This window comes from Streptomyces sp. NPDC053474 (assembly GCF_044544845.1).
GTDB lineage: Bacteria > Actinomycetota > Actinomycetes > Streptomycetales > Streptomycetaceae > Streptomyces.
This window is the reverse complement of the sequence record NZ_JBITXV010000006.1, coordinates 437649-459283: the sequence shown is the minus strand read 5'-3', so window position 1 is coordinate 459283 and position 21635 is coordinate 437649. Positions and strand designations below refer to the sequence as shown.

25 protein-coding genes are annotated in these 21635 nt (G+C 74.5%); 14 read left to right on the top strand and 11 right to left on the bottom strand.

What is annotated here, in order from left to right; genetic code table 11:
- Positions 1-41 precede the first annotated feature (41 nt).
- The 3 genes from ACIG3E_RS17430 (at position 42) to ACIG3E_RS17420 (ending at position 2466) form a co-directional block, all read left to right on the top strand.
- The gene (locus ACIG3E_RS17430) at positions 42-833 is read left to right on the top strand and encodes an alpha/beta hydrolase fold domain-containing protein (RefSeq protein WP_399616620.1); all 792 of its coding nucleotides are present in this window, start codon (positions 42-44) and stop codon (positions 831-833) included.
- A 28-nt stretch (positions 834-861) separates the two neighbouring features.
- Entirely contained in the window at positions 862-1353 is a 492-nt protein-coding gene (locus ACIG3E_RS17425; protein WP_399616618.1) for a hypothetical protein, read from the top strand.
- A 132-nt stretch (positions 1354-1485) separates the two neighbouring features.
- Positions 1486-2466 (top strand): alpha/beta fold hydrolase, encoded by a 981-nt coding sequence (locus ACIG3E_RS17420; RefSeq protein ID WP_399616615.1) that lies wholly within the window; start codon positions 1486-1488, stop codon positions 2464-2466.
- A 24-nt stretch (positions 2467-2490) separates the two neighbouring features.
- Here the strand turns inward: ACIG3E_RS17420 and ACIG3E_RS17415 are convergent, their stop codons facing one another.
- Entirely contained in the window at positions 2491-3039 is a 549-nt protein-coding gene (locus ACIG3E_RS17415) for a GNAT family N-acetyltransferase (RefSeq protein WP_399616612.1), read from the bottom strand.
- A gap of 298 nt (positions 3040-3337) precedes the next feature.
- On the opposite strand from ACIG3E_RS17415, the gene ACIG3E_RS17410 reads away from it, so the two are divergent.
- A complete protein-coding gene (locus ACIG3E_RS17410) occupies positions 3338-3688 on the top strand; it encodes a DUF6191 domain-containing protein (RefSeq protein ID WP_399616609.1) in 351 nt (116 codons plus the stop codon).
- On the top strand, positions 3685-4188 hold the full coding sequence (locus tag ACIG3E_RS17405) for a DUF3995 domain-containing protein (protein ID WP_399616607.1): 504 nt from the start codon (positions 3685-3687) through the stop codon (positions 4186-4188). Before ACIG3E_RS17410 ends, ACIG3E_RS17405 begins: the two co-directional genes overlap by 4 nt.
- Here ACIG3E_RS17405 and ACIG3E_RS17400 read toward each other — a convergent pair.
- Positions 4161-4574 (bottom strand): nuclear transport factor 2 family protein, encoded by a 414-nt coding sequence (locus tag ACIG3E_RS17400; protein WP_399616604.1) that lies wholly within the window; start codon positions 4572-4574, stop codon positions 4161-4163. The genes ACIG3E_RS17405 and ACIG3E_RS17400 overlap by 28 nt on opposite strands.
- A 163-nt stretch (positions 4575-4737) precedes the next feature.
- On the opposite strand from ACIG3E_RS17400, the gene ACIG3E_RS17395 reads away from it, so the two are divergent.
- Positions 4738-5331: an exonuclease domain-containing protein gene (locus ACIG3E_RS17395; RefSeq protein ID WP_399616786.1), complete on the top strand. Its 594-nt coding sequence runs from the start codon at positions 4738-4740 to the stop codon at positions 5329-5331.
- Between the two features lie 99 nt (positions 5332-5430).
- Complete coding sequence (locus ACIG3E_RS17390) at positions 5431-6417, top strand: fibronectin type III domain-containing protein (RefSeq protein ID WP_399616601.1); 987 nt, start codon at positions 5431-5433, stop codon at positions 6415-6417.
- A 43-nt stretch (positions 6418-6460) separates the two neighbouring features.
- Here ACIG3E_RS17390 and ACIG3E_RS17385 read toward each other — a convergent pair whose 3' ends face one another.
- Positions 6461-8047, bottom strand: a complete 1587-nt coding sequence (locus tag ACIG3E_RS17385) for an amidase (protein WP_399616599.1) — start codon at positions 8045-8047, stop codon at positions 6461-6463.
- A gap of 162 nt (positions 8048-8209) precedes the next feature.
- The gene (locus ACIG3E_RS17380) at positions 8210-8800 is read right to left on the bottom strand and encodes a PadR family transcriptional regulator (protein ID WP_399616596.1); all 591 of its coding nucleotides are present in this window, start codon (positions 8798-8800) and stop codon (positions 8210-8212) included.
- A 148-nt stretch (positions 8801-8948) separates the two neighbouring features.
- On the opposite strand from ACIG3E_RS17380, the gene ACIG3E_RS17375 reads away from it, so the two are divergent.
- On the top strand, positions 8949-9401 hold the full coding sequence (locus ACIG3E_RS17375; protein ID WP_399616594.1) for a nuclear transport factor 2 family protein: 453 nt from the start codon (positions 8949-8951) through the stop codon (positions 9399-9401).
- 52 nt (positions 9402-9453) lie between these two features.
- Here ACIG3E_RS17375 and ACIG3E_RS17370 read toward each other — a convergent pair whose 3' ends face one another.
- From ACIG3E_RS17370 to ACIG3E_RS17360, 3 genes are read right to left on the bottom strand one after another with little or no spacing between them, the layout of a single operon-like run.
- Positions 9454-10779, bottom strand: coding sequence for an aldehyde dehydrogenase family protein (locus ACIG3E_RS17370; RefSeq protein WP_399616591.1), 1326 nt, complete (start codon positions 10777-10779; stop codon positions 9454-9456).
- Entirely contained in the window at positions 10776-11816 is a 1041-nt protein-coding gene (locus tag ACIG3E_RS17365) for a TetR/AcrR family transcriptional regulator (protein ID WP_399616588.1), read from the bottom strand. The genes ACIG3E_RS17370 and ACIG3E_RS17365 overlap by 4 nt, the downstream gene beginning before the upstream one ends.
- Before the next feature lie 2 nt (positions 11817-11818).
- Entirely contained in the window at positions 11819-12514 is a 696-nt protein-coding gene (locus ACIG3E_RS17360; RefSeq protein WP_399616586.1) for a type 1 glutamine amidotransferase domain-containing protein, read from the bottom strand.
- Positions 12515-12640: 126 nt separating this feature from the next.
- Here ACIG3E_RS17360 and ACIG3E_RS17355 point away from each other — a divergent pair, with 126 nt between their 5' ends.
- From ACIG3E_RS17355 to ACIG3E_RS17340, 4 genes are all read left to right on the top strand, one after another.
- On the top strand, positions 12641-13606 hold the full coding sequence (locus tag ACIG3E_RS17355) for a LysR family transcriptional regulator (protein WP_399616583.1): 966 nt from the start codon (positions 12641-12643) through the stop codon (positions 13604-13606).
- Between the two features lie 168 nt (positions 13607-13774).
- Entirely contained in the window at positions 13775-14278 is a 504-nt protein-coding gene (locus ACIG3E_RS17350) for a hypothetical protein (RefSeq protein WP_399616580.1), read from the top strand.
- A gap of 170 nt (positions 14279-14448) precedes the next feature.
- The gene (locus ACIG3E_RS17345) at positions 14449-15192 is read left to right on the top strand and encodes a sugar phosphate isomerase/epimerase family protein (protein ID WP_399616578.1); all 744 of its coding nucleotides are present in this window, start codon (positions 14449-14451) and stop codon (positions 15190-15192) included.
- On the top strand, positions 15189-16328 hold the full coding sequence (locus ACIG3E_RS17340; protein WP_399616576.1) for a Gfo/Idh/MocA family protein: 1140 nt from the start codon (positions 15189-15191) through the stop codon (positions 16326-16328). Before ACIG3E_RS17345 ends, ACIG3E_RS17340 begins: the two co-directional genes overlap by 4 nt.
- 11 nt (positions 16329-16339) lie before the next feature.
- On the opposite strand, the gene ACIG3E_RS17335 is transcribed toward ACIG3E_RS17340, so the two are convergent.
- From ACIG3E_RS17335 to ACIG3E_RS17325, 3 genes are all read right to left on the bottom strand, one after another.
- A complete protein-coding gene (locus ACIG3E_RS17335) occupies positions 16340-16930 on the bottom strand; it encodes a PadR family transcriptional regulator (RefSeq protein ID WP_399616573.1) in 591 nt (196 codons plus the stop codon).
- 53 nt (positions 16931-16983) lie between these two features.
- Positions 16984-19014, bottom strand: a complete 2031-nt coding sequence (locus tag ACIG3E_RS17330; protein WP_399616570.1) for an FAD-dependent oxidoreductase — start codon at positions 19012-19014, stop codon at positions 16984-16986.
- A gap of 163 nt (positions 19015-19177) precedes the next feature.
- A complete protein-coding gene (locus ACIG3E_RS17325; protein WP_242727916.1) occupies positions 19178-19711 on the bottom strand; it encodes a hypothetical protein in 534 nt (177 codons plus the stop codon).
- Between the two features lie 352 nt (positions 19712-20063).
- Between ACIG3E_RS17325 and ACIG3E_RS17320 the strand changes: the two genes are divergently transcribed.
- Complete coding sequence (locus ACIG3E_RS17320; RefSeq protein WP_399616567.1) at positions 20064-20561, top strand: methylated-DNA--[protein]-cysteine S-methyltransferase; 498 nt, start codon at positions 20064-20066, stop codon at positions 20559-20561.
- Positions 20558-21286: a 2OG-Fe(II) oxygenase gene (locus tag ACIG3E_RS17315; RefSeq protein WP_399616565.1), complete on the top strand. Its 729-nt coding sequence runs from the start codon at positions 20558-20560 to the stop codon at positions 21284-21286. The genes ACIG3E_RS17320 and ACIG3E_RS17315 overlap by 4 nt, the downstream gene beginning before the upstream one ends.
- 17 nt (positions 21287-21303) lie before the next feature.
- Here the strand turns inward: ACIG3E_RS17315 and ACIG3E_RS17310 are convergent, their stop codons facing one another.
- A complete protein-coding gene (locus ACIG3E_RS17310; RefSeq protein WP_399616562.1) occupies positions 21304-21507 on the bottom strand; it encodes a hypothetical protein in 204 nt (67 codons plus the stop codon).
- Positions 21508-21635 lie beyond the last annotated feature (128 nt).

Sequence of the window (21635 nt, the reverse complement as noted above, 5' to 3'; positions counted from 1 at the left end):
GGCATACATGGACACGCACGGATGCCGAGAGGACCCTCCGCATGATCACGAGTAGCGCAGTCCGCGCGGGCGACCTCGCCTGGCGGCACCGGACCGTCCCGGCGCCGCACCCCGTCCCCGTCCGCGTGTACGAGCCCGGGGGCCGCCCCGGCGGCTGGCTCGTCTGGGCGCACGGCGGGAGCTGGCAGTACGGCTCCGCCGCCGACTGGCACCCGGTCACCCACCGCCTCGCCGCCCTGAGCGGCTGGAACGTGGTGAGCGTCGACTACCGGCTCGCCCCCGCGCACCGCCACCCGGCCGCGCTCGAAGACGTCCTCGCCGTACTGGACTGGGCGGCCGAGCAGACCGATGCCCGCGTCGCGGTCGGCGGGGACAGCGCGGGTGCCACCCTGGCCGCGGGCGCCGCCCTCGCGCGACGCGACCGCGGCCGCCGCCTGGACGCCCAGCTGTTGGCCTACCCACCCCTCGACCCGGACTGCGCCACGCCCAGTCACCTGCGGGACCCCGCCGCCTTCCCCCAACCCGCCGCGCTGCGCCGGGCCTGGCGCACCTGGCGCGGCACCGGGCCCGCCACGGCTGTCGCGCCCGACGGCACGGCCCTGCACAGCACGCCGCTCGACGCCCCCGACCTACGGGGTCTTGCCCCCGCGGTGCTCGCCGTCGGCGCCCTGGACCCCGTCGCCGACGACGTCCTCGCCTACGCCGACCTCCTGCGGGCAGCGAGCGTCCCCGCCCGCCTCATCCACGCGCCCGACACCGCGCACGCCGACCTCCTCCGCCCGCGAAGCCGCCTCCTGCCCCACCTGGCCGACGCCCTGCGCCGCCTCCCCTGACCGACTCTCCCGGAACGGACGCCCCACCATGACCGCACCGCCCGCCCCCATCGAGGCCCTCGTCCGCCACTTCACCGACCTGCGCGACGGCACCCACGCCGGGCGCACCGAACGCCCCGCCAAGGAAGCCGTCTTCGCCACCACGACCGACCTGCTCGACGGCCCCGCCCGCCAGGCCCTCACCGAGTACGACACCCATCTGCTGCTCGGCACCGGCACCCTCCACGCCACCGGCCTGCGCCGCGACCGGCACGGCGGCAGCTACGCCACCTGGCGCCTGACCTGGCCCGAGCAAGTCCGCGCCGACCTTCCCGCCCTCGCCCTCCACGCCCACTACGACGCGGGCTTCCACCACCCCCACCTGCGCGGCGCCACCGTCGCCGAGTGGCCCCTCAACGTCTTCACCCCCGCCCAGGCTGCCGAACTCCTCCCCACCTTCCGCGCCATCATCGCCGCCGACCTGCACAACCTCGTCTTCCAACGGGACTGGCGCATCGTCCCCGCCCTGCACACCAACTGATGAGCGCCGGGCCCGATTTGCCGAACCGGCAAACAAGTTCGTCCCGCCAGCGGCACCTCGCTCATGATCGGTACGAACCACCGTGACACCACGATCCGACCCGCCCTCGGCGGCCGGAACTGGAGGGAACGCATGACGCAGCCCAGTCCGCAGTTCACGCACCGGTCGGTTTCCGCACCGGCAGGCCGGATGCACGTCGTCGAGCAGGGAACCGGGCCGCTGGTGCTGCTCGTCCACGGCTTCCCCGAGTCCTGGTACTCCTGGCGCCACCAGCTGCCCGCCCTCGCGGCGGCGGGCTACCGAGCCGTCGCCCTGGACGTCCGCGGCTACGGCCGCTCCGCCAAGCCCGCCGCGCCGCACGCGTACCGGATGCTCGACCTCGTCGAGGACAACGTCGCGGTGGTCCGCGCCCTGGGCGAGGAGTCGGCCGTGGTCGTCGGCCACGACTGGGGTGCGACCATCGCCGCGCACTCCGCCCTGCTCAGGCCGGAGGTCTTCCGCGCGGTGGGACTCCTGAGCGTTCCCTACACCCCGCCCGGCGGCCCCCGCCCGAGCAGCGTCTTCGCCCAGATGGGCGGGGACGAGGAGTTCTACGTCTCGTACTTCCAGGAGCCCGGCCGCGCCGAAGCCGAGATCGAACCCGACGTACGCGGCTGGCTCGCGGGCTTCTACGCGGCGCTGTCCGCCGACACCATGCCCCCGGCCGACGCCCCGGACCCGCACTTCGTCAGCAAGGGCGGGACCCTGCGCGACCGGTTCCCCACCGGCCCCCTGCCCGGCTGGCTCACCGGGCGCGACCTCGACTTCTACGCCGCGGAGTTCGAACGCACCGGCCTGACCGGCGCGCTCAACCGCTACCGGAACATGGACCGCGACTGGGAGGACCTCAGCGCGTTCGAGGGCGCGCCCATACCCCAGCCCTCGCTGTTCGTCGGCGGCGCCCTGGACGCCTCCACGACCTGGCTGGCCGACGCGATCGACGCCTACCCGGTCACGCTCCCGGGCCTGGTCGCCTCCCACCTCATCGACGGCTGCGGCCACTGGATCCAGCAGGAACGCCCCACCGAGGTCAACGAGATCCTGACCGACTGGCTGGCCGCGCTGCCCAGGTGAAGCGACGGCGCCGAGGTCGTGCGGCTACGCGGCCCGGACCGCGTCCGCCGGGACCTCGAAGACGAGCACGAGCCCGCCGTGTCCGTCGTCCCGCTCGCCGACACGGGTGAAGCCGAAGCCCGCGATGGTGGCCAGGGACGCGCTGTTGTCGGACCTGATGGTGGCCCGCACGGTCCTGACACCGGGTTCGGCGGCGGCCCTGACGAGCAGCGCCTTCAGCATGGCGCGGGCGTAGCCCCGGCGTCGGTGCCCCGGCACGACGGTGTAGCCGACCTCGACCACACCGGCCGCGTCCGGGGGCCCGTGGAACCCGGCGTCGCCGACGACGGTGCCGTCCGGCTCGGACACCGCGGCCCGCGTGATCCACGGCGCGGCCGACGGGTCGCGGGCGACCTGGTCCGCGCGATAGGCGAAGATCGACCGGGCCCGGTCGCCGACGAAGTGCGCGTCGAGGGCGACCCCGGCCTCGGCGCTGCCCCCTGCGAGGTCCCCGTCGGCAAGCGCCCGCAGCGCCACCACGCTGAGCTCGACAAAGCGCACGCGGCGGGGGGTGGAGAGAAGTTCGCTGTTCATCGCGGTGATGCTCGCTGAGCGCCACAGGGCTGTCCAGCGGTTTACGCCTCCGATCGGCGCGGCGAGCCGTGACCGGGGGACCTGGCGGTTCGACCGGGAACCCGCCTCCGCCGCGCGGGGGAGGCGGATCATCCGGCGGGCCGATCCCCGCGGGCGGCGGGAGCCAGAAGAGTGGCCCCATGGCGATCAGCGAGGCGAGGGCGGCGGTGGCTGAGGGGAGCGAGTGGCCCGGGTTGCTTCGGCAGGGGGGTGTCGCTTTCCGGGGGGCGGCTGTCGCGCGTGGGCCGGGGAGCCGTTCGTGACGATCTGGCTCATGTCGTTCCCGGCGTTCGCGTGTGTGTTGGCCTTGTTCGCCCTGGTGGAGAGCTTCTGGCGGTGGTTCACGGGGCTCGGTCTGACCCCGTGGCTGCGCAGGCGCTCGGGGCGGTCGTTGTCGAACATCGCCTTCGATGAATTCACGGCGGTCGTGAACGGGAACAAGACGATGGAGCTGGAGGAGCGGCGGGTCGAGCTGCTGCTGCGGGACGATGAGAGTGACGGGGCGCCGCCTCGGTCCAGCATCGACCTGTCCAAGGGCACCGCGTTCATCGTGGTGCCACAGGGCCAGGGGGCCGAGCCCTCTAGAGATGCCGGTGGGCGTGGGCGGTGAGGCGGCAGCCAGAGGCGACGGGCGCGGAGTCGTCCACGTGCTGGGGGTGGGTCGCCTGCCTCTGGGCGGTCGCGTTCGCCGCGCTGCACTTGTACTGGGCCGTCGGTGGTGACGTCGGGCTGAGTGTCTCCGCGGGGCCGCTGGCCACCGAGCGCCCGCTGTGGTTCGTCGTGGGCGGTCTGTGGGGTGTGGGCGGGCTCTGCCTCCTCGGCGCCCTGCTGGCGCGGCTGCTCGCCCGGCCCGAACCGCGGGGCGCTCCCGCCCGGGTGGCGCGGCGGCTGGGGTGGGCCGTCAGCGCCCTCCTGCTGATGCGCGGCGTCGGCGTCGAGGTGCTGCTCCTGACCGGCGCGGCGCACCTGGACGCCTCGGTGAGCCAGGAGCAGCGGGCCTGGACGCTGGCCCTGTGGAACCCGTGGTTCATCGCCGGAGGGCTGGCCTTCGGCCTCGCCGCCCGCCGGTCCGGCGGGCGGCCTCAGCTCACCAGGTCGGGTGCGAAGTAGTCCCGCAGCCGGGCGATCTTGCCGTCGCGGACGCGGAAGATCTGCACCAGCGACACGCTGATGTCGTCCTCCCCCGCGGGCCCGTCGAAGACCGTGTCGATCTCGGCGATGAACACGTCGGGGTCGGCGGTGGTGTGCAGCACGTATCCGGACTTCTCCAGGTTCGGCGCGCGGCCGCCCTGCTGCTGCCGTTCGTAGTACGCCGCCAGCGCGGTACGGATCTCCGCGCGGCCCACCAGCCTCCTGGGGAAGGCGGCGTCGGCAGGCACGAGCGGCGCCTCGAAGACGCCGTCCTCGGTGAAGGTCTCGGCGACGGCGTCGGCGTTGTGGGTCATGCTTCCGGCGTAGACGTACCGCTCAAAGATCTCCTGCGGCGTGGGGGACATGACGGCCTCCCTGGGCTCGGACGCGGACGCCCAGATCATCACAGCGAGGCTTCGGAGAAGGCCGTTTCCGCCGAACCGGTCACCTTCGCCGGGCGCGATGATGGGCACCCGGCCGCTCCCCGAACGGCGCGCGGCCTCCCCGCAGGGCAAGGAGAACGGCACGGTGTCCACCTTCGTGGTTTTCGACCTGGAGTTCACCACGTGGCCTGGAGCGCTTGAGGAGGACTGGTCGGGTCCCGGGCAGTTGCGGGAGATCGTGCAGATCGGGGCGCTGCGCCTGGACGCGGACCTCTCGGTCGTCGAGGAGTACGAGGCGTTGGTGCGGCCGGTGGTCCATCCGCGGCTCTCGTCGTTCTTCACCGAACTCACCGGGATCGAGCAGGAGGAGGTCGACCGGGAGGGCCTCTCCCCCGCCCGGGCGATCGGTGACTTCCTGGGGTTCTGCAAGGGCCGGACCACGCTCTCGTACGGCAACGACATGGTCGTCATCGGGGAGAACGTGGGATGGGCGCGGGCGCGCGGCGAGCGGATCGGCGGCAGCTACTTCGACACCCCCTTCCTGAACGTGCGGCCCTGGATCAACGCCCTGGCGCCGACGACGACCGGCGTGAACGTGGGGCGGCTGTGGCAGGTGCTCGGGCTGCCCAAGCCCGCTGCCGGGCAGGAGCATGCGGCGCTCTTCGACTGCTACTCCTTCGCGGCGGCTCTCCGGCACCTCCGCGCCGCCGGGGCCGTCCTGCCCCCGGGCTGCCTCTGACGTCCGGCGGGGCGGTTGATCCGCCGCACCTCTTGATGTGCCCCGGTCACGCCTGCCACATTGGTCCGGACCAATTGCCGTCGAGTGGAAGGCACACCCGTGCGACGGACCCCCCACACACGTCATCTGCCGCCCGTCTGTCTCACCGTCACCGTCGCCTGTCTGCTGAGCGCCTGCGCCTGGGGCGGCGAGGAGGGCGGGGGCGCGGCGCCGCCGGACGCGCCGCGCGGGGTCACCGTGCAGGCGGGCAGCGCCACCTCCGTGCACGTGATGTGGAACCGGTCCACCGGCCGCGCCGAGATCAACGGGTACGAGGTGTACCGGGGCGCCACCCGCGTCAAACGCGTCCCGGCCGCGCAGCACATGGTCGACATCACCGGGCTCCGGCCGTCCGCCACGTACACCTTCTCCGTCCGGGCCCGCGACGCCGACGGGAACCTCAGCGCGGACAGCAAGAAGCTGACGGTCACCACGCCCGCCGCGGTCGCCGCCGACACCAAGGCGCCCTCGCGCCCGCGCACCCTGCGCGGCGAGGCCGAGGGCGGGCACGCCGCGACCCTGTCGTGGGGCGCCTCGAAGGACAACCGGAGCGTCGCCTCGTACGAGATCTACCAGGGCGGGACGAAGATCCACAGTGTGGGCGGCGGCACCACGGACACGCTCATCACGGGGCTGCGGCCGGGCCGGACGTACACGTTCAGCGTGAAGGCGCGGGACGCCGCCGACAACTTCTCGCCCGCGAGCCCCTCCGCGCGCGTGACCACCTCGGGCAGCAAGGACAGCGGGCGCGGCACCGCGCCCGCCGACCTCCGCGCGGCGACGCACCTCAAGGACGGGGCGTACTACATCGACCTGTCCTGGAAGCCGCCGCACACCGGCGGCTCGGTGACGGAGTATCAGATCCATCTGGACGGGGAGAGCGCCACCTCGCTCGTCTTCGGCGGCACGGTCCCGCGGGGCCGGATGAAGCACAGCTTCTACGTGGGCAAGAAGCCCGGCGAGACGCACCGCGTGCGGCTGCGCGCCAAGCTGCCCGACGGCACCTGGGGCGCCTTCTCGGCGCGGCGCACGGTCACCACGCGGTGAGGGGCGTGCGGTCGCCACGCACGCGGGTGGCGACCGCACGGCCTCAGCGGGTGCTGCCGGAGTCGATCGTCGGCAGGTAGCGCGGGGCGCGCCAGGCCCGCAGGCGCTGTTCCACCGCGGCGCCCAGCGACAGGAGTCGCGCGTCCTGGTGGTCGCCCGCGGTCAGGAGCACGCCGACGGGCAGCTCCTTCACGAACCCGGCGGGCACCGAAAGGGACGGGTATCCGGCGACGGCCGCCGGGGTGGAGGACGGGATGACGTCGTTGTCGCCCCGCTTGCAGTCGGTGGTCCAGGCCGGCGGGTTGGTCGGCGCGGCGATGGCGTCGAGGTCGTGGGCGGCCAGGGTCTCGTCGATCGAGCGCCGGGAGAGGTCCTTCAGCTCGGCGCGCATGGCCCGGTAGGCGGGGTCGGTGGTGGGCGGCGCGGCGAGCGCCTGCTCGAACAGCTCCTGCCCGGCGAAGCAGGTCTGCTCCGCGGGGTGGGTGCGGTTGAACTCGATCAGCCCGGCGAGGTCGCGCGGGCCCTTGCGGGTGCCGAGGTAGGCGTCGATGTCACGGTGGAACTCGCTGAGCAGCGCCGGGAATTCGAGCTCCGCGAGCCGCTTCTGGTACGGGGGCGTCACCTCGACGACCTCGGCCCCGGCGGTCCGCAGCTTCCGGGCGGTGCGCGTCATCACGGCGTCCACGTCCGGGCCGAGCTCGGGCAGCCGCCACAGGCCGATGCGCTTGCCGCGCAGGCCGCCCGGGCGCGGCCGCGCGTCCGGAAGGCCCTGGGACACGGCCGGGCGGGCGCCGTCGCCGCCGCTGAGGACGGCGAGCGTGAGCGCGGTGTCGACGACGTTGCGCGCCATCGGCCCCGCGGTGTCCTGCTCGGCGGAGATCGGGACCACGCCGGACTGGCTGACCACGCCCAGGCTGGGCTTGAGCCCGACCACGCCGTTCATCCCGGCCGGGCACACGATGGAGCCGTCCGTCTCGGTGCCGATGGCCACCTGGGCGAGGGACGCCGCGAGGGCCGCGCCCGAACCGGCGGACGACCCGCACGGGTTGCGGTCCAGGACGTACGGGTTGTGGGTCTGGCCGCCCACCGCCGACCAGCCCGAGGTCGGCTTGGCCGCGCGGAAGTTGGCCCACTCGGACAGATTGGTCTTGCCGAGGATCACCGCCCCGGCCTTCCGCAGCCGCTGCACCAGCGGCGCGTCGGCGTCCGGCGGGCTTCCGGCGAGGGCGAGCGACCCGGCCGTCGTGGGCATGCCGCGGGTGTCCACGTTGTCCTTGAGCAGGACGGGGATGCCGTCGAGCGGGCCGAGGGCGCGGCCCGCGCGGTGCCGCTCGTCGCTCGCGGCCGCCTGGCGCAGGGCCGTCGGGTCGGTGCGCAGCACCGCGTTGACCTTGGGGTCGACCGTGTCGATGCGCCGCAGATAGGCGGAGGTCAGCGCCTTCGAGGTCAGCGAGCCCTTCGTCATCCGCGCCTGGAGCTGCGGGATCGTCACCGTGTCGAGGTCGACGCCGAGGCCCGCGGCCGACGCCCGTCCCCCGGCGCCGTCCTCGGCGTGCACGGCGGGCGTCCCCGCCCAGAGCGTGCCCGCGACGAGCGCGGCGGCCACGGTGGCAACGCCGGTCCTCCGCACGCCCTTTGCGGCCCCTGTCGTTCCTGCGCCTCGTGTGCTTCTCGTACGCCTCGTGCTTCGCGTGCTCCTCATGAGGCCTAGCCGACTACACGGCGAAGGGCCCGCGCAAGGGCATCGCGGGCCGTACTCCCGGGCAAGGAGCGCGGGGTCCCGGGCGGCCGCTCAGGCCTCCGCCCGGCCGCTCCCCCGCCGCACGGCCCCCTCGCCCCGCGCCGCCAGCAGGTCCGCCGACCGCTCGCACCACTCCCGCGTCTCCCGCTCGAAGGCGAGCCCGCGCAGACACGTCAGATACGGTCCGATCCGCCGTCCGGTGCGCAGGAACTCCTCCTCGTCCAGGTCGCCGCGCAGCCGTCGCAGGAGCGCGGTGAGGACCTCGGTCTTGGCCTCGGCGACCGCCGCGCGCTCCCGGAGCTGCGCGATCACCGGGGTCGCGTCGACCCCGTCCACGGCCTGCACCTTGACCAGCAGGTCGTCGCGGATGAACGAGGGCTTGGCGGTGTCCGCCGCGAACCGCTCCAGCTCGGCGACGCCCGCGTCCGTGACTGTGAACAGCCGCTTGTTCGGACGCCCTTCCTGCACCACCTCGCGCCCGGCGACCAGGCCTTCGCCCTCCAGGCGCGACAGCTCGGCGTACAGCTGCTGCGGCAGCGCGTGCCAGAAGTTGGCGACGCCGATGTCGAACCCCTTGGCGAGCTGATAGCCGCTGAACTCGCCGTCGAGCAGCGCCGCGAGCACCGCGTGCCGCAGGGCCATGAGCCACCGCCTCCCCTTCTCCTCGTCGCCTCTTCCCTTTGCCGGTCGGCTCCCCCATCATAGTCATCGATCTGACTAGTCAGATTCTTGACTATGGAGACCGGGGCCCGGCCCCGGCGCCGCCCACCGTCCCTCAGGAGGTTCCACCGTGACCGCGCACCCTGCCGCGTCCGCCGTCGACCGCTTCCGCGCCGCCGTCGAGAAGCGCGAACTCGCAGCCCTGGACGACCTGTTCACCCCGGACGTCCGCTTCTACAGCCCGGTGAAGTTCCGCCCCTTCGAGGGCCGCGAGATGGTGCTCGGCCTGTTCGGCGTGCTCCTTCGCACCTTCGAGGACTTCCGGTACGTCGGGTCCTTCGAGGGCACGTCCGAGACGAGCGCCGACGGGGCCGAGGCCCCCGCGGCGGTGCTGCTCTTCCGGGCGACCGTCGGCGGCAAGGAGATCCACGGGATCGACCTGCTGCACGTCGACGACGACGGCCGGATCAAGGAGTTCACGGTGATGGTGCGGCCGCGGTCCGCCGTGGAGCACCTCGGGCAGGCGGTGTACGCGGGCCTCGTCGCCGACGGGCTCGTGCCGCCGCTGCCCGAGGGGCGGTGAGCGCCGGGGCTCACTGGGGGTCACGGGTGAGCCCCGGCGTTCCCAGCCCTTCTCAGGCGTCCAGCGGCACGTCAAGGCGTGCCTTGCGGTGGCTGAAGACCGCGATCGAGTGCGGGCCGTGGTAGGCGCCCATGCCGCTCTCGCCGACCCCGCCGAACGGCAGCTCGGGGACCGAGAGATGAGCCATCGGCAGCCCGAAGCCGAGGCCTCCCGACGACGTCTGCGCGGCGATGCGCTCGCGCGTGGCCGCCGAGTCGGTGAAGGCGTACAGGGCCAGCGGCTTGTCCCGGTCGTTGATGAACGCGATCGCCTCGTCCAGGTCCGCCACCTCGACGATCGGCAGGATGGGCCCGAAGATCTCCTCCCGCATGACCGGCTCCTCGGGCCGCACCCCGGCGAGCACGGTCGGCGCGATGTACTTCGCGGCCCGGTCGGTCTGCCCGCCGGTGACGACGCGGCCCGAGCCGAGCAGCGCGGACAGCCGGTCGAAGTGCCGTTCGTTGACGATGCGCCCGTACGCGTCCGACGCCGCCGGGTCCGTCCCGTACAGCTCCTCGACCGCCTTGGCCAGGTCGGCCGCGAGCGCGCGGGCGGTCTCCGGGTCGGTGAGGACGTAGTCGGGCGCCACGCAGGTCTGGCCCGCGTTCGCGAACTTGGCGCGGGCCAGGCGCCGTGCGGTCTGTGCGGTGTCGACGCCCGCGTCGACGAACGCCGGTGACTTGCCGCCGAGTTCGAGCGTGACCGGCGTGAGGTGCTCGGCGGCGGCCCGCATGACGATGCGGCCCACCGTGCCGTTGCCGGTGTAGAAGATGTGGTCGAAGCGCTGCGCGAGCAGGGCCGTCGTCTCGGGCACCCCGCCCTCGACGACGGCCACGGCGTCGGTGTCCAGGTAGCGCGGCAACAGCTCGGCGATCAGCGCGGAGGTCGCGGGGGCCAGCTCGCTGGGCTTGACGACCACCGCGTTGCCCGCGGCGAGCGCCCCGGCGACGGGCACGAGGAGGAGCTGGGCGGGGTAGTTCCAGGGCGCGATCACGAGGACGACGCCGAGCGGGTCGTACTGCGTACCGGCGCGCGCCGCCTCGCCGAAGACGCCGCGCACGTCGACGTCCTGCGGGCGCAGCCACTCCTCCAGGTGCTCCAGGGTGTGGTCGATCTCGCGGATCGAGAAGTCCACCTCGGAGCGGTAGGCCTCGGCGCGGGGCTTGCCGAGGTCCGCGTGGAGCGCGTCGGCGAAGTCGTCGCGGTGTTCGCTGAGCAGCGCCCGCAACCGGGTGAGCTGCCGCTCGCGCCAGTCGAGGGGGCGGGTGCGGCCGGTGCGGAAGGTCGCGCGCAGCCGGGCGACGAGGGCCGCGGGGTCGGCGGGGGCGGGGTCGTTCATGAGGTCCTCTGGAAGGGTCGGAGCGGTGGGGTGGAGTGGGGCAGCAGCCCCGTGAGCAGGGCGTCCGTCGCGGGCCGCAGCAGGCGGGCCGCGTCGGGCGCGGATTCGAGGCCGACGACGAGGGCGAGGCAGATGTCGGCGCACTGTGCGGGTGTGGGGGTGGGGGTGGCCGGGGGGGCGGGCCCTCCCGTGGCGGCCCGGACGGCGTCGCGGTCCGCGGCCACTTGCCCGTCTGCCACCGCGGCTTCCCGGCCTGCCGCCGCTTCCCGGCCCGCTGAGGGTCCACGGCGCGCCGCCTCTTCACGGCCTGCCGCCGCTTCATGGGCCTCCGCCGCTTCCCAGTGCGCCGCTGCCTCACGGCCTGCGGCCGCTTCCCAGCCCGCTGTGGCCTCACGGTGCACCGCCTCTTCACGGCCTGCCACCGCTTCACGGGCCTCCGCTGCTTCCCGATACGCCGCAGCCTCACGGCCCGCGGCCGCTTCCCGGCCCGCTGAGGGTCCACGGCGCGCCGCCTCTTCACGGCCTGCCGCCGCTTCCCGGCCCGCTGTCGCCTCACGGTGCGCCGCCGCCTCACGGCCCGCCGCCGCTTCCCGGGCCGCTGTGGCTTCACGGTGCGCCGCCGCTTCCCGGGCCGCCGTCGCGAACTGCTCCGTCAGGAGCGTCCGCAGTCGGGCCGTGAACGCGTCGCAGATGTCGCCGGAGAGGCGTGCGCGCGGGTCGAGGAGTTCCACGGTGTGCGGGGAGCGGCCGGTGAGGTCGAGGACCAGGTCCAGCTTCGCCGCGAGGATGCCGTGGACGCGCTCGGCGGGCGGGGCCTCGGCGACGGCGGCGGCCTCGGCCCGCGCGAGCGCCCGGTCGTGCAGGCGCAGGGCGAGCTTGCGGACCGCGTCGTCCTTGCCGCGCACGTACTGGTAGACCGCCGACCGCGACACCCCCATCTCGCGGGCGATGTCGTCCACCGTGGTGCGCCGCACGCCGTACCTGCTCAGGCACGCGTACGTCGCGTCGAGGGCCTCGGAGAGCCGGTCGGCGGCCACGGTCAGCCCAGCGCCTTGACGATCTCGGCGGCCAGCGGCGCGGCCGACGCCGGGTTCTGCCCGGTGTACAGATTGCGGTCGACCACCACGTACGGGGCCCACGCCTGCCCCTCCTGGAAGTCGACGCCGAGCGCCACCAGCCGGTCCTGGAGCAGCCACGGCGCACGGTCCGCGAAGCCCGACTGTGTCTCCTCGGCGTTGGTGAAGGCCGTGACGCGGTAGCCCGCGAAGGGCGATCCGCCCTGCTCGTCGGCGGTGGCGAGCAGCGCCGCCGGGCCGTGGCAGACGATGCCGAGTGGCTTGCCGGAAGCGAGGGCCTCGCCCAGCAGGGCGCCGGACGCGGCGTGCACCGCGAGGTCCTCCATCGGGCCGTGGCCGCCCGGGTAGAAGACGGCGGCGTACTCGTCGAGCCGCACGTCCTCCAGGGCCACGGGCTGCCGCAGGGCGGTGACGCGCGCCAGGTCGGCGGCGATCGCGTCGGCGTTCTCCTGGCCGCCGTTCAGCTCGGGCGCGAGGCTCGCGGGGTCCATCGTCGGTACGACGCCGCCGGGCGTGGCGACCACCACCTCGTGGCCCGCCGCGGTGAAGGCCTGCCAGGGGGCCGAGACCTCCTCGGCCCAGTAGCCGCTCGGGTGCGCGGTGCCGTCCGCCAGCGTCCATACGGCGGAGCCGGTGACCACCATCAGGATCTTCGCCATGTCTGTCTCCTCTGCTGCCGCGCGGTTCCGTCGCCGCACGGGCTGACGTTTCGTACGCGAAGTGTCAGTGCGTCTCGTCCTCGACGGTAGATCCGTTTCCCATAGAGAGCCAATAGGATCTCCGGCATGGCCCATAGGAATTCCGATGGCACGGGAGCCGAAGGCGCGGGCGCCCCGCAGGCGCCCCGCGCGCCGCTCGACCTGTCGCTGCTGCGCACCTTCCTCGCGGTGCACCGCTCCGGTTCGTTCACCGCCGCCGCGCGGCTGCTCGGCCTGTCCCAGCCGACGGTGACGACGCAAGTCCGGTCCCTGGAGCAGCAGTTGGGCCGGGAGCTGTTCGAGCGGCGGCCGCGCGGGGCCGTGCCCACGTCGGTCGCCGACGAGCTGGCCATCCAGGTGGCGGGCCCGCTGGACGCCCTCGCCGCGGTGGCCGACCGCGGCCCGCTGGCCACCGAGCGGACGCCGGACCCGGTGCACCTCGCGGGCCCCGCCGAACTGGTGTGCGCCCGGGTCCTGCCCGCGCTCGCCCCGCTCACCGACCAGGGGGTGCGCCTGCGGGTCACCATGGGCCTGACCGACGAGCTCCTCGACGGGCTGCGCGGCGGCCGCTTCGACCTGGTGATCTCCACGATGCGGCTGCGCGGCCGCACGCTCAGCGCGGTGCCGCTCGCCGACGAGGAGTTCGTGCTCGTCGCCTCGCCCGCGTGGGCGCGGCGGATCGGCCCGGAGCGGGTCGCCGCCGACGGCGCCGCCGCGCTGCGCGGGGTGCCGCTCGTCGCGTACGCCGACGACCTGCCGATCGCCCGCCGCTACTGGTGGCACGTCTTCGGCGAGCGCCTGACCGCGCGGCCCGCCCTGACGGTGCCGGATCTGCGCGGGGTGCGCTCGGCGGTCGCGGCCGGGGCGGGCATCTCGGTCCTGCCGCGCTATCTGTGCCTGGAGGAGCTGGCCGCGGGCGCGCTGGTGCCGCTGCTCCTCCCGGAGGACCCGCCGATCAACACCGGCTACCTCGCGCAGCGCCCGGGCACGCCCCGCAACCCGCACGTCCTGCTCGTACGCGACCGGCTGCTGCAGGCGGCGCCGTCCTGGTGACGACCGGTCAGGTGTCGGCCGGACGAAGGATCCCGTCACCTGCCCGGAGGCCGTCCGCATGCGGCGCGGCCCGACGGCACGTTGGCTCGTCGTCAGGCAGCACGGGCGCTCCCCCATTCCGGCGGCGCACGGAACGTACCGCCTCCCGTGCCGCCGGAGGGCAGACTCATGCGCATTCACCGGATATCCCTTCGCTCCGGCCTGACCGTCGCCGCCGTCGCGCTTCCCCTGGCCCTGAGCGCCCCCGCGGCGCTCGCGGCACCGGGGATCACCGTGACCGTCAACGGCACCACCGTGCAGGCCACCACGGCCGCCTGTCCCAGCGGGGGCAAGGCCGCGCTGCTCAGCGACGGCGCGGCCAACTTCGCCCAGGGTCGGCAGGTGACCCTGGCGGGCGGCAGCGCCTCCTGGCAGAACGTGACGGCCGGCACCCATACGGTCGTAGTGATCTGCCAGGACGGTTCGACGGCGGGCTCGCGGACCGTCACGGTCGCGGGCGCGCCGACGGCGTCGTCGACGACGGCCCCCGCCCGCGGGGTCCGCGGCGGCTTCGGCGGCGCGGTCGAGGACTACGGCACGGTCACGCTCGCCGCGGGCGGTGCCCTGGTCGTCTCGGCCCTGGGCGGCGGCGCGTGGTACCTGCGCCGCCGTACGGTACGCGGCCGCTTCTGACACCCCTTTCCCTGGAGCCGGGCAGCCGGTCCGGCTCCCCGCACCACGGCAGGCCGGGCCCTCGGGCCCGGCCTGCCGTCGCAGCGGACCGGTCGCCCTCGTCCCTCCGGCGCCCTTGTCCACGCGGCCCGCACGCCTTACCGTCCTCCCAGCCGACTGGGAGGGCCGCCATGCCACGACCGCTCAGCGTCCAGCTGTACTCCGTGCGCGACGAGCTCGCCGCCGACCGGGCGGGGACGCTGGAGCGCCTCGCGGCGATGGGGTACGGCGCGGTGGAGGCCTTCGACGTGACCGACGACGCGCCGGGGCTCGCCCGGATCGCCGCGGGCCTCGGGCTCGCCGTCTCGGGCGCGCACGTGGGCCACGCCCTGGCCGGGGACCCGGGCCCCGTCTTCGACGCCGTCGCCGCGCTCGGCACCGACCTCGCCGTCGTGCCCGCGGGCTTCCCGCACGAGGACTTCACGACGCGCGAGGGGCTCGCCCGGGTCGCGGACCGCCTCACCTCCCTCGCCCACCGGGCCGCCCGGCACGGGCTGCGGCTCGGCTACCACAACCACTGGTGGGAGGTGGAGCCGCGGCTCGACGGCGAGCACGCCCTCGACGTGCTCGCCGGGCTGCTCGACCCGGACGTGTTCCTGGAGGTCGACACCTATTGGGCGGCGGTCGGCGGCGCGGACGTGCCCGCGCTCCTCAGCCGCCTCGGCGACCGCGTGCAGGCCCTGCACCTCAAGGACGGCCCCGGCACCAAGGACGACCCGAACGTCGCCGTCGGCGGCGGCACCATGCCGGTGCCCGAGGTCCTCGCGGCGGCCCCGGACGCCTGGCGGGTGGTCGAGTTCGACGCGTGCGCGGGCGACCTGCTCGGCGAGCTGGCCGCGAGCCGCGCCTACGTCAGCGCCCTGGAGGCGGCGTGAGCACGGGCGGCCCGGTCGGCGTCGCGATCGTCGGCGCGGGCGTCATCAGCGCGGAGTACCTGCGGACCCTGAGCCGCTTCCCCGACGTGCGGCTCCTCGCCGTCGCGGACCTCGACCAGGAGCGGGCGGCCACCGCGGCCCGCGCCCACGGCATACCGCTGCACGGCGACGTGCCCACCGTCCTCGCCGAGCCGGACGTCGAGCTCGTGGTGAACCTGACGGTGCCCGCGGCGCACGCGCAGGTCGCGGCCGCGGCGCTGCGCGCGGGCAAGCACGTGTACGGCGAGAAGCCCCTGACGCCGACGCCCGTGGAGGCGGAGAAGCTCATCGCCGACGCGTCCGAACGCGGGCTGCTGCTCGGCGGCGCCCCGGACACGTTCCTCGGCGCGGGTCTGCAGTCGGCCCTCCGTTCCGTCCGGGCCGGTCACATCGGCACGCCCGTGGCGGCGACGACGGCGGTGCAGAGCCTGGGGCCGGAGTCCTGGCACCCGGACCCGGCGTTCTTCTACCAGCCGGGCGCGGGGCCCCTGTTCGACGTGGGCCCGTACTATCTGACGGCCCTGGTGGCGCTGTTCGGCCCGGTGTCGAGGGTCGCGGCGACGGCGGCGCGGGCCCGTGCGCGGCGCACGGTCGGCTCGGGTACCAGGGCCGGGCAGTCGTTCCCGGTCGACGTGCCGACGCACGTGAGCGCGCTGCTCGCGTTCGCCTCGGGCCCGAGCGCCAACGCGACGTTCAGCTTCGACAGCGCGGTGCCGCGCATCCGCTTCGAGGTCACCGGCACGGAGGGCACCCTCGCCGTGCCGGACCCGAACACCTTCCGCGGCCCGCTGCGGCTGCGGCCGAACGGCTCCGACGACTGGCGCGAGCTGCCCGTCCACGGCCGTACCGACGGCCGGGGCCTCGGCGTCCTGGACATGGCGCGCGCGATCCGCGCCGGGGCCGGGCGGATCGCGCCCGACACCCTGAGCACGCACCGCGCGTCGGGTGCCCTGGCCCTGCACGTCCTCCAGACCATGACGGCGATCACCGAGTCCGCCGAGCGGTCGGCGTTCACCGCGCTCGCCACCCAGGTCGTGCCCCCGGCGCCGCTGCCCGAGGGCTGGGACCCGACGGCGGCGACCCTCACCGGGCCGTGACGTCCGCGGCGTCACGCCTCAGCCGCGCGGTCGGGGGCCTCGTCCGCGTGGGCTGAGCCGCCGCCCGGCCGGGGCGCGGCCAGTTCGTCGAGCGCCCGGGCCAGCCACCGCGTCCAGAACGTCTCCAGGTCGATCCCGGCGCGCAGCACCAGGTGGCGCAGCCGGTCCTCGACCGCGTCGCTGCCGGGCGGGAAGTCGCGGCGCTCGATCTCCTCGTACTGAGCCAACTGGCGCCGGTGGAGCGCGAGGTGGCGGCGCAGGTCCTGCTCGATGCCCGCCATGCCGACGACGGCCGCCGCCCGCAGCCGCAGGAGCAGCGCGTCGCGCGGCGGCTTGGGGTCCTGGCTCGCCGCGGTCCAGCGGGACAGCTCGGCGCGGCCCTCGGGCAGCACCTCGTACTGCTTCTTCTGGCCGCGGCTCGCCGTCGCGGCGGGCAGGGCGCGGATGAGCCCGTCCCGCTCCAGTTTGCCGAGCTCGCGGTAGATCTGCTGGTGCGTGGCGGACCAGAAGTAGCCGATGGACCGGTCGAAGCGCCGGGTCAGCTCCAGGCCCGACGACGGCTTCTCCAGCAGGGCGGTGAGGATCGCGTGCGGCAGTGACATGCGGGCATCCTAGGGACGCGGCGCGGCCGGGCGTCCGGCCGCGCCCGTCCCGCTCACAGCGCGGCGGCCAGCTCCGTGCCCTGCTTGATGGCGCGCTTGGCGTCCAGCTCGGCCGCGACGTCGGCGCCGCCGATGAGGTGCGCGCTCACCCCCGCGGCGAGGAGGGCCTCGTACAGGTCGCGCCGGGGCTCCTGGCCGGTGCACAGCACGACCGTGTCCACGGGGATGGTGCGCGCGGCGCCGTCGACCGTGAGGTGCAGGCCCTCGTCGTCGATGCGGTCGTAGCGGGCGCCCGCGACCATCTCGACGCCTCGGTGGCGCAGCTCGGCGCGGTGGATCCAGCCGGTGGTCTTGCCGAGGCCGCCGCCGACCTTGGACGTCTTGCGCTGGACGAGGTGGACGGTGCGCGGCGAGAGCGGCCGCTCGGGCGCGGTGAGCCCGCCGCGCTCCCGGTAGTCCATGTCGACGCCCCAGTGCTTGAAGTACGTCGCCGGGTCCAGGGCGGCCTTGTCGCCGCTGTCGGTGAGGTACTCGGCGACGTCGAAGCCGATGCCGCCCGCGCCGACGATCGCGACCCGGTCGCCGACGGGCGCGCCGTCGCGCAGCACGTCCAGGTAGCCGACGACGCTCGGGTGGTCGACGCCGGGGATGTCCGGGGTGCGGGGCGTGACGCCGGTGGCGACCACGACCTCGTCGTAGCCCGCGCCGGTGAGCCGGTCCACCGTGACGTGGGTGTTCAGCCGCACGTCCACGCCGCGCAGGTCGAGCTGGGTGCGGTAGTAGCGCAGCGTCTCGTCGAACTCCTGCTTGCCGGGGACCTTGCGGGCCACGTTCAGCTGGCCGCCGATCTCGGCCGCGGCGTCGTAGAGCGTCACGGCGTGGCCGCGCTCGGCGGCGGAGACGGCGCAGGCGAGCCCGGCGGGGCCCGCGCCGATGACGGCGACGCGCTTGGCGCGGCGGGTCGGCGCGAGGACGAGCTCCGTCTCGTGGCAGGCGCGCGGGTTCACCAGGCAGGAGGTGATCTGGAGGTTGAAGGTGTGGTCGAGGCAGGCCTGGTTGCAGCCGATGCAGGTGTTGATGGCGTCGGGCTGCCCCTGGCGCGCCTTGGCGACGAAGTCCGGGTCGGCGAGCAGCGGGCGGGCCAGGGAGACCATGTCGGCGGCGCCGTCGGCGAGCAGCTGCTCGGCGAGCTCGGGGGTGTTGATGCGGTTGGTCGTCACCAGCGGCACGGACACCTCGCCCATGACCTTCTGGGTGACGAAGGTGTAGGCGCCGCGCGGCACGGACGTCGCGATGGTGGGCACGCGGGCCTCGTGCCAGCCGATGCCGGTGTTGATGATGCTGGCGCCTGCGGCCTCGATCTCCTTGGCGAGCAGGACGACCTCGTCGAGCGTGGAGCCGCCGGGCACGAGGTCCAGCATGGACAGGCGGTAGACGATGATGAAGTCCTCGCCGAGGCGCTCGCGCGTGCGTCGCACGATCTCGACGGGGAAGCGGATGCGGTGCTCGTAGGCGCCGCCCCAGCGGTCGGTGCGCCGGTTGGTGGGGGCCGCGATGAACTCGTTGATCAGATAGCCCTCGGAGCCCATGATCTCGACGCCGTCGTAGCCCGCGTGCCGGGCGAGCTCGGCGGTGCGCACGAAGTCCTCGATGGTCCGCTCGACCTCGTCGTCCGTCAGGGCGCGGGGCGGGAACGGGCTGATCGGCGCCTGGAGCGCGCTCGGCGCGACCAGGTCCGCGTGGTAGGCGTACCGCCCGAAGTGCAGGATCTGCAGCGCGATCCGGCCGCCCTCGCGGTGCACGGCGGCGGTGATCGGCGCGTGCTGCTCGGCCTCGGCCTCGGTGGTGAGCTTGGCGCCGCCCTCCCAGGGGCGCCCCTCCTCGTTCGGCGCGATGCCGCCGGTGACGATGAGGCCGACGCCGCCGCGCGCCCGGGTCGCGTAGAACTCGGCCATGCGCGCGAACCCGCCGGGCGCCTCTTCGAGGCCCACGTGCATGGAGCCCATGAGGACCCGGTTGGGCAGCGTGGTGAAGCCCAGGTCGAGGGGGCTGAGCAGATGCGGGTAGCGGCTCGGGGAGTCCATGCGGCCTCTTTCGTCCACGGGTGCGCGAAGTCGTCAGGACAGTTGTAGGCCAGCCCCACCCCTTATGCAACTAGTTGCACAACGGGCGGGACGCAGCTCACACCGGCCGGACAGGCCGGGGCGGGGGCCCGCCCCGCACCCGACGGCCGCCCGCCGCCGCCCCTCACTCCCCCTGCGCGTTGTCCTGCAGGAACCGCTCCACCTCGCTGGCCACGCCCGCCTTGGCCGTGGACGCCCGGGCGCCCGCGCGCGTCGACGCCTCGTGCACGCCGAGGCCGCCCACCCACACGTAGCCGAACGACGGCTCGCCGTCGAGGCGCGGGCTGACCTGGACGTCCACCTGCTTGAGCTTGGTCACGGGCGCCGCCGCGTAGAGGGTCGCCGTCACCCGGCGCTGCGGGTACAGATTGAAGTCCCGGATGACCACCGAGCCGTACTCGTCGACGAACGCGCCGTGGCCGTCCCGGCCCACGCGCACGTCGAAGTGCCACGGATGGTCGTGCAGATCGATGGTGACGAACTCGGAACCGCGGTTCTCGAAGGTGACGTCGAAGGCGACGTAGGTCAGGCCCTTGGCGTCATCGTCCCGGCCGCGCTTGGGAGTGGCCCGCTTGAGGCCGTGCACCCGCACGCGCAGCCCTGCCAGTTCGTCGGACTGGTACTCCTGCCAGTCCCCGACGACGTTCGGTACGTCCATCATCCCCACCCTTCGGTCGGCACAAGGCTAGAACGAGCTGCCCCTCGGACCTTTCCCCACTTGATCACTACCGGCCGGAGCGGCAGGTTATCCCCGGGCGCACGCGTGACCGATGACTTCTCGCCGCCGCCGCGGACCGCCGCGGCGCCACCGGCGGCCCGCACCGCGCGGGTCCTCGCCGCCGCGCTCGGCCGCCGGTCCTCCGACGTGCGCGGGACCCCGCGAGCGCCGTGTCCGAAAACCGCCAGCCGCGCCCTCGCGCGCGACGCAGACTGATCACAGGGACACGCTCCCCCGATCCCCTCCGAGCCACCGGAGGCGATCTCGTACCCCACCGGAGAGGACAGGCGCGATGACCGTCTACACCACCCTGGACAGCCCGCTGGGCGACCTGCTGCTCGTCGGCGAGCCCTCGGCCACCGCCAAGGGCGGCACGGCACTCGCGTCGCTCTCCATGCCGGGGCAGAAGGGCGCCGCGGCCGTCCAAGACGGCTGGGTCCGCGACGACGCGGCCTTCGCCGCCATCGCCGACCAGCTGCGCGCGTACTTCGCGGGCGCGCTGACGCGGTTCGACATCGAGTACGCCACCGGGTCCGGCACGGACTTCCAGCGCAAGGTCTGGGACGCCCTGGACTCCGTGCCGTACGGCACCACCACCACGTACGGGGCGCTCGCCGCGCGGCTCGGCCTGTCGCGCGCCGCCGTCCGCGCCCTGGGCACCGCCATCGGCCGCAACCCGCTGCTCGTGGTGCGTCCCTGCCACCGCGTGATCGGCGCGGACGGCTCGCTGACCGGCTACGCGGGCGGCCTGGACCGCAAGCGCAGGCTCCTGGACCTGGAGGCGGCATGACCAGGGCCGCGCCCGCCACCGCCGGGCCCGCCGCCCGGGTCGCCGCCACCGACTGGACCGCTGCCGCCGCCGAGCTCGACGCCCACGGCTGCGCCCTCACCGCCCGGCTCCTGGACCCCGACGCGTGCCGGTCGATCGCCGCCCTGTACGACGAGACGGAGCTGTTCCGCAAGACCGTCGACATGGCCCGGCACCGCTTCGGGTCCGGCCAGTACCGCTACTTCGGCCCCGACCTGCCGCGCCCGGTCGCGGAGCTGCGCGCCGCCCTCTACCCCGCGCTCCTGCCGATCGCCCGGGACTGGGCGGCCCGCCTCGGCCGCCCTGCCCCGTGGCCCGACAGCCTCGACGAGTGGCTCGACCGGTGCCGCGCGGCGGGCCAGTCCAAGCCCTCGCAGATCCTGCTGCGGTACGAGGCAGGCGACTGGAACGCGTTGCACCGCGACCTCTTCGGCGACCTGGTCTTCCCGCTCCAGGTCGTCATCGGCCTCGACGTCCACGGCGACGACTACACCGGCGGCGAGTTCCTGCTCGTCGAACAGCGCCCTCGGGCCCAGTCCCGGGGCACCGTCACCGTGCTCCCGCAGGGGCACGGCCTGGTCTTCACCACCCGCGACCGCCCGGTGCGCTCCGCCCGTGGCTGGTCGGCGGCCCCGGTCCGGCACGGCGTGAGCACGGTCCGCTCGGGCCTGCGGCGCTCGCTGGGCTTGGTGTTCCACCTCGCGTAGGGCCGCACCGGCCGCGACTACTCACGGCGCCGGGACGCCTCCCGGTCGTCCGGGGTCCCTGGCGCGCCGTCCTGGCGCTGCCACGCCGCGTACAGCGTGGAGAGCCCGATCGCGACCGTGGACACCGCCTCGGCCTCGATCCCGCACCGGACGAGGACGACTCCGGTCCCCAGGACCGCGAGGAATACGGCGAGATCGATTCGCCGCCGTGGAAGGTGCATCGCTGAGCCTCTCTGACTTCCCTTGTCCTGACTGCCGCCTGATGTCTTGTCAGGCGGCAATCAGCCTGTTGGGGGTGCGGGGTGTTGCGGTAGGCGGCACAGTTGCCACGTGTCGCAACACCGAGCGG